At 71.3% G+C, this 12,812-nt stretch carries 8 protein-coding genes; 7 read left to right on the forward strand and 1 reads right to left on the reverse strand.

From position 1 onward, the window contains the following. Window positions 1-31 precede the first annotated feature (31 nt). Window positions 32-2,641, reverse strand: coding sequence for a DEAD/DEAH box helicase (locus tag A8713_RS17160; RefSeq protein ID WP_237305400.1), 2,610 nt, complete (start codon window positions 2,639-2,641; stop codon window positions 32-34). Between the two features lie 81 nt (window positions 2,642-2,722). Between A8713_RS17160 and bldG the strand changes: the two genes are divergently transcribed. From bldG to topA, 7 genes are all read left to right on the forward strand, one after another. Continuing rightward, window positions 2,723-3,064, forward strand: coding sequence for an anti-sigma factor antagonist BldG (gene bldG, locus A8713_RS17165; RefSeq protein ID WP_009189842.1), 342 nt, complete (start codon window positions 2,723-2,725; stop codon window positions 3,062-3,064). A 104-nt stretch (window positions 3,065-3,168) separates the two neighbouring features. Then, window positions 3,169-3,600, forward strand: a complete 432-nt coding sequence (locus A8713_RS17170; RefSeq protein ID WP_064534372.1) for an ATP-binding protein — start codon at window positions 3,169-3,171, stop codon at window positions 3,598-3,600. A gap of 467 nt (window positions 3,601-4,067) precedes the next feature. After that, window positions 4,068-6,476, forward strand: a complete 2,409-nt coding sequence (locus A8713_RS17175; protein WP_064534373.1) for a sodium-translocating pyrophosphatase — start codon at window positions 4,068-4,070, stop codon at window positions 6,474-6,476. 223 nt (window positions 6,477-6,699) lie between these two features. Continuing rightward, window positions 6,700-7,311: a hypothetical protein gene (locus tag A8713_RS17180; RefSeq protein ID WP_064534374.1), complete on the forward strand. Its 612-nt coding sequence runs from the start codon at window positions 6,700-6,702 to the stop codon at window positions 7,309-7,311. Window positions 7,312-7,512: 201 nt separating this feature from the next. After that, entirely contained in the window at window positions 7,513-9,024 is a 1,512-nt protein-coding gene (locus tag A8713_RS17185; RefSeq protein WP_064537555.1) for a DUF7059 domain-containing protein, read from the forward strand. A gap of 341 nt (window positions 9,025-9,365) precedes the next feature. Next, complete coding sequence (locus A8713_RS17190; RefSeq protein WP_064534375.1) at window positions 9,366-9,563, forward strand: hypothetical protein; 198 nt, start codon at window positions 9,366-9,368, stop codon at window positions 9,561-9,563. A gap of 270 nt (window positions 9,564-9,833) precedes the next feature. Next, window positions 9,834-12,689: a type I DNA topoisomerase gene (gene topA / locus A8713_RS17195; RefSeq protein WP_064534376.1), complete on the forward strand. Its 2,856-nt coding sequence runs from the start codon at window positions 9,834-9,836 to the stop codon at window positions 12,687-12,689. Window positions 12,690-12,812: the final 123 nt, after the last annotated feature.

Raw genomic sequence — 12,812 nt, forward strand, 5'->3', positions numbered from 1 at the left:
CCAGGAGCCCCAGGCAGATCCGTCGGCGGGATCAGCCCCGGAGAGCCGTCGCCCCCGCCCCGTCTTCACCTTCCGCGCTGTCCGCGCTGTCCGCGCCGTCCCCGTCTTCCGACCGGCCCGGGGCTCCCTCCGTACGTCCCGCGGGGTCTTCCGGTCCTTCCCCGGGGCCCTCTCCGGGTCCTTCTCCGGGCCGCTCGGGCGCCCCCTTCAGCAGCACCGTGAGCAGCCGGACGGCGCCGCGCTTGTGGAGCGGGTCGTTGCCGTTGCCGCACTTGGGGGACTGGATGCAGGACGGGCAGCCGGCGTCGCACTCGCAGGAGGCGATGGCCTCGCGGGTGGCGACGAGCCAGTCCCGGGCGGTGTGGAAGGCACGCTCGGCGAAGCCCGCGCCGCCCGGATGGCCGTCGTAGACGAAGACCGTCGGCAGGAGCGTGTCGGGGTGCAGCGGGACGGAGACTCCGCCGATGTCCCAGCGGTCGCAGGTGGCGAAGAGCGGCAGCATGCCGATCGACGCGTGCTCGGCGGCGTGCAGGGCGCCGCCGAGGATCTCCGGGTTGATCCGGGCCGCGTCGAGCTGGTCCTCGGTGACCGTCCACCACACGGCGCGGGTGCGCAGTGTGCGCGGTGGGAGATCGAGTTTGGTCTCGCCGAGCACTTCACCGGTGATGACCCGGCGGCGCAGGAAGGAGACCACCTGATTGGTGACCTCGACGGAGCCGTAGCACAGGCGGCCGTCACCCCAGGGGACGGTGACGTCGGTCTCCAGGACGGAGATTGCCGTCGTGTCCCGGGCGACCGTCGTGTACGGCGGGTTCGCCTCCTCGACCAGGGCGGCCGAGTCGTCCAGGTCGAGCGAGCGCACCAGATACGTACGGCCCTGGTGCAGGTGGACGGCGCCCTCGTGCACGGTCGTGTGCGCTGCGGCCTCGTCGACCGTGCCGAGCAGCCGCCCGGTGCCGGCCTCGACGACCTGCACCGGCCGTCCGCCTTGGCCGCGGATGTCGGTGAGGTCCGCGGCCCGCTCCCGGCGCGTCCAGTGCCAGGCCGTGGCCCTGCGGCGCAGCAGCTTCGCGGCCTCCAGCTGCGGCAGCAGCTCCGGGCACGCCGGGCCGAACAGCTCCACGTCCTCCTCGGTCAGCGGCAACTCGGCGGCGGCGGCGCACAGGTGCGGGGCGAGCACGTAGGGGTTGTCGGGGTCGAGGACGGTGGATTCGACCGGCTGGTCGAACAGGGCCTCCGGATGGTGGACGAGGAAGGTGTCCAGCGGGTCGTCGCGGGCGACCAGGACTGCGAGGGCGCCCTGTCCGGCGCGACCCGCCCGGCCCGCCTGCTGCCACAGGGAGGCCCGGGTGCCCGGATACCCGGCGATGACCACGGCGTCCAGGCCGGAGACGTCCACGCCGAGTTCGAGGGCGGTCGTGGCGGCGAGACCCAGCAGCTCCCCGGAGTGCAGGGCGCGTTCCAGGGCGCGGCGCTCCTCGGGAAGGTAGCCGCCCCGGTAGGCCGCGACGCGCCGGGCCAGGGGCCGGTCGACTTCGGCCAGTCGTTCCTGGGCGATGACCGAGATCAGCTCGGCGCCGCGCCGGGAGCGCACGAAGGCGACCGAACGCACCCCCTGGAGGGTGAGGTCGGTCAGCAGATCGGCGGTCTCGGCGGTGGCGGTGCGGCGGACCGGGGCGCCCTTCTCGCCCGACAGTTCGGTGAGCGGGGGCTCCCAGAGGGCGAACACCAGTTCACCGCGGGGCGACGCGTCGTCGGCGACCTCCACCACGGGCAGGCCGGTGAGGCGGCGGGCGGCCACCGAGGGTTCCGCCGCCGTGGCCGAGGCGAGCAGGAAGACGGGCGAGGCGCCGTAGCGCGCGCACAGCCGGCGCAGTCGGCGCAGGACCTGGGCGACATGGGAGCCGAAGACACCGCGGTAGGTGTGGCACTCGTCGATGACGACGTACTTCAGGGACCGCAGGAAGGAGGACCAGCGCGGGTGGGACGGCAGGATCCCGCGGTGCAGCATGTCGGGATTGGTCAGCACGTAGTTGCCGTACTGGCGGATCCACTCGCGTTCCTCGACCGGTGTGTCGCCGTCGTACACGGCGGCCCGTACGGCGTTGCCCAGCGGCCGGGCGAGTTCCCGCACCGCGCGGCACTGGTCGGCGGCGAGGGCCTTGGTGGGGGCCAGATAGAGGGCGGTGGCCCCGCGGCCGTTCGGTGCCTCGGAGCCCGCCAGCAGCGCCGACAGCACGGGGACCAGATACGCCAGCGACTTGCCGGACGCCGTGCCGGTGGCGACCACGACGGAGTCGCCGTCGAGGGCGTGCTCGGCGGCCTGTGCCTGATGGGTCCAGGGGTGCTCGATCCCGCAGGCTCGGACGGCGGCCAGGACCTCCGGACGAATCCGGTCGGGCCAGACGGCATGACGACCCGCTCGCGGGGGCAGGTGCTCCGTATGAGTGATGCGCGCAGCCCGGCTCGGCCCGGAGGCGAGCCGGTCCAGAACCGCGCCCGGCGTCAGGCGGGTTGCGGTCTCCGTCGGGGTTCGATCGGATCGGTGATTCTTGGCCATTGGCACCGAGTCTGTCACCGGCGTGACGGACAATGGAGCCAAGGCGTCGTGCACGCCTGCCGGTAAGTGATTGAATGCCATCGCGGCTGGCGAACCGTCCCGGGGGCCTCAAGCCGAGGTGCCCGATGGGCGACCGCTCGATAGCAAGGTGCTGGAGGATCCGTGGACCTGTCCCTGTCGACCCGTACCGTCGGCGATCGTACGGTCGTCGAGGTCGGTGGCGAAATCGACGTATATACCGCGCCCAAGCTGCGCGAGCAGCTGGTCGAGCTGGTGAACGACGGGAATTTCCACCTCGTCGTCGACATGGAGGGGGTGGACTTCCTCGACTCCACCGGTCTCGGCGTACTGGTCGGCGGTCTGAAGCGAGTGCGTGCCCACGAGGGCTCGCTGCGCCTGGTCTGCAACCAGGAGCGCATTCTCAAGATCTTCCGTATCACCGGTCTGACCAAGGTGTTCCCCATCCACACCTCGGTCGACGAAGCGGTGGCGGCGACCGACTGACCGCCGGTCCCGGGCCGGAGTCCGGGGCGGAAGACGTTCCTGCGGGGAGCCGGGCTCGGCGGCCCGGTCTCCCGACCGCACGCCCGTAGCTCCTAGGGGGATGCATGGCCACCGTCGAACTCCGCTTCAGCGCGCTGCCGGAGCACGTCAGGACCGCCCGGCTGGTGGCGGCAGCGGTGGCGCGCAGGGCGGGGGTCGACGAGGCCGTCCTCGACGAGGTCAGGCTCGCCGTCGGTGAGGCCTGCTCCCGTGCCGTCGGGCTGCATCAGAGCAATGGGATCGCGGCGCCGGTGACGGTGGTGCTGACCGAGGAGGAGAAGCAGTTCTCCATCGAGGTCGGCGACGAGGCCCGGCACGCTCCGCACCATCCGGGGGAGGCCCCGGGCGCCGTGGACGACGCGGACGCCGAGGAGGACGAGATGGGCCTCGCGGTCATCAGCGGCCTCGTCGACGACGTCGAGGTCTCGGCGGGCGAGGACGGCGGGCTGATCAAGATGACCTGGCCGACCGCTTCGGCGGACGCCGTGCTCTCCTGAGCCGATCGCGCGTACGTGCGCGACCCGCCTCCGTCTCCACCCCTCGCTCCGTTTTCGTTCATCTGTTCCATTTGTTGCGTTTGTTCTGTCTGTTCTGTCTGTTCTGTCTGTTCTGTCTGTTCCGTTTGTGCCGAAGGGCCCCGGCCACGGGGCCCTTCGGCATGTCCGGGGCGGGGGGCGCCGTCCACGACCGGCTCTCTCGAACGGGCCTTTCGACCGGCCCATTCGGCCGATCCCGCGGCGGACCGGCAGCATTTCGTGAATTAATTCACGATCGATTAACCTGATAATGGATCAAGGGTCAATGCTTTTGAGGCGTTACCGCTTTCGGGTCACCTGTCGGGCGGCGATCTTTTGCTGAGAGCCGTGTGACGGCTGATTCCATTTACCGCACACTGTTTAGTTCGGGTTTCGCTCCCTACAATCCGTCCACATCTTGAGCTCAGCCCAAGCGTCAAGGAGGACGAATGGCGGGGCTTTCTACCCCTCATCAGTCGGCTCAACCGACAACTTTCGCAGCCGCGGTACTGACCGATGACAATCGGATCATCGTGGCGGTCATCGCCGCGGTCGCGGTGGCCGCACTCTTGGTCGCGGGCGTCCTGGTGCGCCAGGTGCTCGCGGCCGGCGAGGGCACCGACAGCATGAAGAAGATCGCGGAAGCGGTCCAGGAAGGTGCGAACGCCTATCTGGGCCGCCAGCTGCGCACCCTCGGCGTATTCGCCGTCGTGGTGTTCTTCCTGCTCCTGCTGCTGCCCGCCGACGACTGGAATCAGCGCGCCGGACGGTCGGTGTTCTTCCTGATCGGTGCCGGGTTCTCGGCGGCCACCGGTTATATCGGCATGTGGCTCGCCGTGCGCAGCAATGTGCGTGTGGCCGCCGCCGCCCGGGAGGCGACTCCCGCGCAGGGCGAACCGGAAAAGGATCTCACCGCCGTCTCGCACAAAGCCATGAAGATCGCTTTCCGAACGGGCGGCGTCGTCGGCATGTTCACGGTGGGGCTCGGCCTGCTGGGCGCCTCCTGCGTGGTGCTGGTCTACGCGGCGGACGCGCCGAAGGTGCTGGAGGGCTTCGGCCTCGGCGCGGCGCTGATCGCCATGTTCATGCGAGTGGGCGGCGGCATCTTCACCAAGGCCGCCGACGTCGGCGCCGACCTGGTCGGCAAGGTCGAGCAGGGCATTCCGGAGGACGATCCGCGCAATGCCGCGACCATCGCCGACAACGTGGGCGACAACGTCGGCGACTGCGCGGGCATGGCGGCCGACCTCTTCGAGTCGTACGCGGTCACGCTGGTCGCCGCGCTCATCCTCGGCAAGGCCGCCTTCGGCAACGACGGACTCGCCTTCCCGCTGCTGGTGCCCGCCATCGGTGTGGTCACCGCCATGATCGGCATCTTCGCGGTGGCCCCGCGCCGCAGCGACCGCAGCGGCATGAGCGCGATCAACCGCGGCTTCTTCATCTCCGCGGTGATCTCCCTCGCCCTGGTGGCGGCGGCCGTCTACACCTACCTGCCGTCCACGTACGCCGGTCTCACCGGCGTCACCGACGCGGCGATCCGCGGCAAGGACGGCGACCCGCGGATCCTCGCCCTGGTCGCGGTGGGCATCGGCATCCTGCTGGCCGCCGTGATCCAGCAGCTGACCGGGTACTTCACCGAGACCACCCGGCGGCCGGTCCGCGACATCGGCAAGACCTCGCTCACCGGCCCGGCCACCGTCGTCCTCGCCGGTATCTCCCTCGGACTGGAATCGGCCGTCTACACCGCGCTGCTGATCGGCCTCGGCGTGTACGGGGCGTTCCTGCTCGGCGGCACATCGATCATGCTGGCGCTGTTCGCGGTGGCGCTGGCCGGCACCGGCCTGCTCACCACGGTCGGCGTGATCGTCGCCATGGACACCTTCGGACCGGTCTCCGACAACGCCCAGGGCATCGCCGAGATGTCCGGTGACGTCGAGGGCGCGGGCGCCCAGGTGCTCACCAACCTGGACGCGGTCGGCAACACCACCAAGGCCATCACCAAGGGCATCGCCATCGCCACCGCCGTCCTCGCGGCGTCGGCGCTGTTCGGTTCGTACCGCGACGCCATCACCACCGGCGCGAGCGACGTCGGCGCCAAGCTGTCCGGGCCCGGCGCGCCGATGACCCTGATCATGGACATCTCCCAGCCCAACAACCTGGTCGGGCTCATCGCCGGGGCCGCGGTCGTCTTCCTCTTCTCGGGGCTGGCGATCAACGCGGTGTCGCGGTCGGCGGGGTCGGTGGTCTTCGAGGTGCGGCGCCAGTTCCGCGAGCACCCCGGGATCATGGACTACACCGAGAAGCCGGAGTACGGGCGCGTCGTCGACATCTGCACCAAGGACGCCCTGCGCGAACTCGCCACGCCCGGACTGCTGGCCGTGATGGCGCCCATCTTCATCGGGTTCACGCTCGGGGTCGGCGCGCTCGGCGCCTATCTCGCGGGCGCCATCGGCGCGGGCACGCTGATGGCGGTGTTCCTCGCCAACTCCGGCGGTGCCTGGGACAACGCCAAGAAGCTGGTCGAGGACGGCCACCACGGCGGCAAGGGCAGCGAGGCCCACGCCGCCACGGTGATCGGCGACACGGTCGGCGACCCGTTCAAGGACACCGCGGGCCCGGCGATCAACCCGCTGCTGAAGGTGATGAACCTCGTGTCGCTGCTCATCGCGCCCGCGGTCATCAAGTTCTCCTACGGCGACGACAAGAGCATCGGCGTGCGCGTCCTGATCGCGATCCTCGCGCTGCTCGTCATCGTCGGCTCGGTCTACGTCTCCAAGCGGCGCGGTATCGCCGTGGGCGACGACGAGGACAGCGCCGAACGGGTGTCCAAGCCGGCCGACCCCGCGGTGGTCTCGTAAGGGGGCGCACGGGGCCGTACGGCACGGTCCGGCTCGTGAGCGGGCGGGCGGCGCGTTCGACGCGCCGTCCGCCCGCGGCGTGTCCGGGGTACTGGCCCGCCGCGCGTGTCGTGAGGCCGTGAGCCTTCTCTCGCTTGGTGCAAATGGCTGCAAGACGGCACGTAAGGGGTCACCGGGCCACGGCGGCCGTGCGATCGCCGTGTATGTTCCGGGGCCGAGAGCCATGGAAGGGACCGATCCGGTGAACAAGAAGCTCGCGGCCGCCCTGTCCGGCGGTGCGGTACTGGCACTGGCACTGACGGGATGCTCCGGCAGCAGCGACGACGGCAAGAACGACGCGCTGAACACCTGGGCCAAGCAGGTGTGCGACGGTGTCCAGCCGCAGGCGAAGAAGATCCAGGCCGCCAGCGCCGCGATCCAGAAGCAGACCTCGGACAACACCCCGACGAAGACGGTCCAGGAGACGGACGCACAGGCATTCCAGGACATGTCCGACGCCTACAAGGCGATCGGCGCCGCCGTGAACAAGGCCGGCGCGCCCGATGTCGAGGGCGGGCAGAAGAAGCAGCAGGACGCGGTCAAGGAGCTCAACGACCTCGGTGCCTCCTACGCCTCGCTCAAGGAGCAGGTCGACAAGCTCGACACCAAGGACCAGGCCAAGTTCGCGGACGGGCTCAAGGACATCGCCACCCAGCTCGACAAGCTGAGCAGGACGGGCAACGACGCGCTGAAGAACCTGGAGGAGGGCGACGTCGGCAAGGCCATGGCCGGGCAGCCGAGCTGCAAGTCCGCCTCGTCCACCGCCTCCGCGACCGCGTCGCCCGCGAACGGCTGAGCCGCCGCTGCCGCACCGCCACCGCACCGCCGCCCCGGCGACCGCATCGGCACGCGCGCGCGTGCCGTGCCGGGGCGTGCGGTGCGCGTGTGCGATGTCGGTGGGAGCCGACACAATGGGTGCGTGAGTGACTCCAGCGTGCCCGCCCCGAACGTCTCGACCGCCCCCGCCACCCCCGAGGCCCCGGCCGGCCCGGCGGCCCTGCCCGCGGCCGACCGCCCCGACGTCGCCGCCCGGCTCCGCGACGCCCTGCTCGGCGCGTCGTTCACCGCCGACGGGCTGCTCGAACTGCTCGGCGCGCCCGCGTACGCGGCGCTCGCCCGCAGCGAGACCGTGCCCGCGCTCCGCGCCACGCGCGGGGACACCCCGCTCGAACTGCTCGTCCGGCTCTTCCTGCTCCAGCAGCCCGTGCCGCACGCGCGCGTGGTGGACGTCCTGCCCGTAGACGCCTGCCTGGAGACCGGCTGGCTGGCGCGCGCCGGCGGGGACGAGCTGGCCGCGACCGTGGACGTACGGCCGTACGCCGGGCTCGACGGCGAGGACTGGTTCATCGTCTCCGACCTGGGGTGCGCGGTCGGCGGCGCGGGCGGCATCGGCAGCCGTGAGGAGGGCGTCGTCCTCGGCGTCGGCGGCGCCTCCACCACCCTGGCGGGTCTCACGGTCCGTACGCCCGTCGCCGCCGCGCTGGACCTCGGCACCGGCTCCGGCATCCAGGCGCTGCACGCGAGCCGGCACGCCACGCGGGTGACCGCGACCGACCTCAACCCGCGCGCGCTGCACATCACCGCCCTCACGCTCGCGCTGTCCGGAGCCCCGGCCGCCGATCTGCGCAAGGGCTCCCTGTTCGAGCCGGTCCGCGACGACGAGCGGTTCGACCTGATCGTGTCCAACCCGCCCTTCGTGATCTCCCCGGGCGCCCGGCTGACGTACCGCGACGGCGGGATGGCCGGGGACGATCTGTGCCGCACGCTCGTTCAGCAGGCGGGGGAGCGGCTGAACGAGGGCGGGTTCGCGCAGTTCCTCGCCAACTGGGAGCACACGGAGGGGGAGGACTGGCAGGACAGGCTCAGGTCGTGGGTGCCGCGCGGCTGCGACGCGTGGATCGTGCAGCGCGAGGTGCAGGACGTCACGCAGTACGCCGAGCTGTGGCTGCGCGACGCCGGTGACCACCGTGCCGACCCGGCGGAGTACCAGGCGCGCTACGACGCCTGGCTGGAGGAGTTCGAGGCGCGCAAGGTGAGGGCCGTCGGCTTCGGCTGGATCACCCTGCGCCGGACGGACTCCGCCGCGCCCTCGGTCGTCGCGGAGGAGTGGCCGCACCCCGTCGAGCAGCCGCTCGGCGACACCGTGCGCGCGCACTTCGACCGCGTCGGCTTCCTGCGGGACCACGACGACGCGGGCCTGCTCGACCGGCACTTCCGGCTCGTCGGTGAGGTCGTGCAGGAGCAGGTCGGGCTGCCCGGCGCCGAGGACCCGGAGCACGTGGTGCTGCGCCAGCACCGCGGGATGCGCCGGGCCACCGCCGTGGACACGGTCGGCGCGGGCTTCGCCGGTGTCTGCGACGGCACGCTCAGCGCCGGACGCATCCTGGACGCCATCGCCCAGCTCGTCGGCGAGGACCCCGTGCTCCTGCGCGACCGCACGCCCGCGCAGATCCGCCTGCTGGTGGAGCAGGGCTTCCTGGAGCCGGCCGACCGGCCCTCGGCGGACTGACCGGCCCTCGGCGGACCGACCGCCCTCGGCGGGCTGACCGCCGCGCCGAGAGGCGCGCAGCGGCCGGAAGGCCCGTCCCCGGCGGGCCGACCGCCGCGCCCCGAGGGACCCGTCCCGCGCAGAGTCCGCCCGGCGGGGCCCCGCCCGCTCCGGACCGCCGCCTCCGGCCCCGCCCGACCATTTTTCGGTCATCGCTCCGGCGTGCGCCGGGGCACGCCGGGCGGTCGCCGAGGGGCCGCGCGGCTGCCCGGCCGCCCCCTGTTCACCCCGGGTTGGGCCGCCCGTCGCCCGGAGGTGCCAGCCTCGCCGACCGGGGGCATCCGGGGCGGAGGGGTACGTACGTGGAAAGCGGTCCAGCGATCTTCTCAGGGGCGGTGTTCGCCCTGTTCGGAGCGGTGCTGCTGGGGTGGACGGCGCTCCGTGCGCGCCGTCGCGAACCCGTGGCGCTGGGGGTGCGCCAGAGCCTCGCGGCAGCCCTCGCGACCGGCGCGGCCGTGGGGTCCCTGGCGCTCGGGACGTGGTGCCTGACGCGGCTGTGAACACCGGCGCGGCGCGGCGTCCCCGGCGTCCGGTGGATCATCTTCCGCTTCGGCCCCGACCGGTCCGTGGGCACTCCGGGCGGCAGGAAGGGCGGTAGTCGGGTTACCGTTCGAGTGGCCGTTGCGGGCTTTTCCCGTTTGACACGGGGGCGGGATGTACCGTCACACTCCGCAGCGTCAGCACTGCCCGGCCCCGGGAACGCAGCCACAGCCTGGGGAGATCCAGCGAGACACAGCGAGACCAAGCGTCGACCGGAGAGAAGAGCGAAGTTGTCCCCGACCAGCGATACCGCACAGGGCGGTCGCCGACTCGTCATCGTCGAGTCGCCTGCCAAGGCGAAGACGATCAAGGGCTATCTCGGCCCCGGCTACGTCGTCGAAGCGAGCGTCGGGCACATCCGTGACCTTCCCAACGGGGCCGCGGAGGTCCCGGAGAAGTACACCGGTGAGGTCCGCCGCCTCGGTGTGGACGTAGAACACGACTTCCAGCCGATCTATGTGGTCAACGCCGACAAGAAGGCCCAGGTCAAGAAGCTCAAGGACCTGCTGAAGGACTCCGACGAGCTCTTCCTCGCCACCGATGAGGACCGCGAGGGCGAGGCCATCGCCTGGCACCTCCAGGAAGTGCTGAAGCCGAAGATCCCGGTCAAGCGGATGGTCTTCCACGAGATCACCAAGGACGCGATCCGGGCCGCCGTCGCCAACCCGCGCCAGCTCAACCAGAAGCTCGTCGACGCCCAGGAGACCCGCCGCATCCTCGACCGCCTCTACGGCTACGAGGTCTCGCCCGTCCTGTGGAAGAAGGTCATGCCGCGGCTGTCGGCGGGCCGCGTCCAGTCGGTGGCGACCCGGCTCGTGGTCGAACGGGAGCGCGAGCGCATCGCCTTCCGCTCCGCCGAGTACTGGGACCTGACGGGCACCTTCTCGACCGGCCGGGCGGGCGACGCCTCGGACCCGTCGTCCCTGGTCGCACGGCTCCAGACGGTAGACGGCCGGCGTGTCGCGCAGGGCCGCGACTTCGACTCCCTGGGGCAGCTGAAGAGCGCGAACACCCTCCACCTCGACGAGGCGAACGCGCGTGCGCTCGCCGCCGCCCTGGCGGACACCGCCTTCGCCGTCCGCTCCGTCGAGTCCAAGCCGTACCGCCGCTCGCCGTACGCCCCGTTCCGTACGACGACGCTCCAGCAGGAGGCCAGCCGCAAGCTCGGCTTCGGCGCCAAGGCCACCATGCAGGTCGCGCAGAAGCTGTACGAGAACGGCTACATCACGTACATGCGTACGGACTCCACGACGCTGAGCGACACGGCGGTCACCGCCGCCCGCGCCCAGGTCACGCAGTTGTACGGCGCCGACTACCTGCCGCCGCAGCCGCGTACGTACGCCGGGAAGGTCAAGAACGCGCAGGAGGCGCACGAGGCGATCCGCCCCTCGGGCGACCGCTTCCGCACGCCCGCCGAGACCGGTCTGACCGGTGACCAGTTCAAGCTGTACGAGCTGATCTGGAAGCGGACCGTCGCCTCCCAGATGAAGGACGCGACCGGGAACTCCGTCACGGTGAAGATCGGCGGCCGGGCTGCCGACGGCCGGGACGTCGAGTTCAGCGCGTCCGGCAAGACGATCACCTTCCACGGCTTCCTGAAGGCGTACGTCGAAGGCGCCGACGACCCGAACGCCGAGCTGGACGACCGCGAGCGCCGGCTGCCGCAGGTCGCCGAGGGCGACGCGCTCGGCGCCGAGGAGATCACGGTCGACGGGCACGCCACCAAGCCCCCGGCCCGCTACACCGAGGCCAGCCTGGTCAAGGAGCTGGAGGAGCGCGAGATCGGCCGCCCGTCGACGTACGCGTCGATCATCGGCACGATCCTCGACCGCGGCTATGTGTTCAAGAAGGGCACCGCGCTGGTGCCGTCCTTCCTGTCCTTCGCCGTGGTGAACCTCCTGGAGAAGCACTTCGGCCGGCTGGTCGACTACGACTTCACCGCCCGGATGGAGGACGACCTCGACCGCATCGCGCGCGGCGAGGCGCGGGCCGTGCCGTGGCTGAAGCGGTTCTACTTCGGCGAGGGCACGGGCGAGGGCGGTGCCGCGGACGCCGGCAACGGCGACGGCGACCACCTCGGCGGTCTCAAGGAACTGGTGACCGACCTGGGCGCGATCGACGCGCGCGAGGTGTCGTCGTTCCCGGTCGGCAACGGCATCGTGCTGCGCGTGGGCCGCTACGGCCCGTACATCGAGCGCGGCGAGAAGGACACCGACTCCCACCAGCGCGCCGACATCCCGGACGACCTGGCCCCCGACGAGCTGAGCGTCGAACTCGCCGAGGAACTGCTCGCCAAGCCGAGCGGCGACTTCGAGCTGGGCGCCGACCCGGTGACCGGCCACCAGATCGTCGCCAAGGACGGCCGCTACGGTCCGTACGTCACGGAGATCCTCCCCGAGGGCACCCCGAAGACCGGCAAGAACGCGGTCAAGCCGCGCACGGCCTCGCTCTTCAAGTCGATGTCCCTGGACACCGTGACGCTCGACGACGCGCTGAAGCTGATGTCGCTGCCGCGGGTCGTCGGCGCGGACGCCGAGGGCGTCGAGATCACCGCGCAGAACGGCCGCTACGGCCCGTACCTGAAGAAGGGCACGGACTCGCGGTCCCTGCAGACCGAGGACCAGCTCTTCACGATCACGCTGGAAGAGGCGCTGGCGATCTACGCCCAGCCCAAGCAGCGCGGCCGGGCGGCGGCCAAGCCCCCGCTGAAGGAGCTGGGCGAGGACCCGGTCAGCGCCAAGCCGGTCGTGGTCAAGGACGGCCGCTTCGGTCCGTACGTCACCGACGGCGAGACCAACGCGACCCTGCGGTCGGGCGACAGCGTGGAGACGATCACGCCGGAGCGCGGCTTCGAGCTGCTCGCGGAGAAGCGGGCCAAGGGCCCGGCCAAGAAGACCGCGAAGAAGGCCCCCGCCAAGAAGACCGCGGCGAAGAAGACGGCCTCCACGGCCAAGAAGACCGCCGCGAAGAAGACGGCGGCCAAGACGACGGCGAAGAAGACGACGACCGCGGCCGCGAAGAAGACGGCGGCGAAGAAGACGGCGGCGAAGAAGACCGCCGCGAACACGGCGGCGGCCGAGGACTGAGGGCTGAGGACCGAGCGGCACCGCCTCTTCCCGGCGTGCTCCTCTTCCTGACGGCTTCGTCGGCTTCACCTCCTTCATCTGCTTCATCTGCTTCATTCGGAGATCGTCTTCACATCTGTTCAC

The organism is Streptomyces sp. SAT1, assembly GCF_001654495.1.
Classification (GTDB): domain Bacteria; phylum Actinomycetota; class Actinomycetes; order Streptomycetales; family Streptomycetaceae; genus Streptomyces; species Streptomyces andamanensis.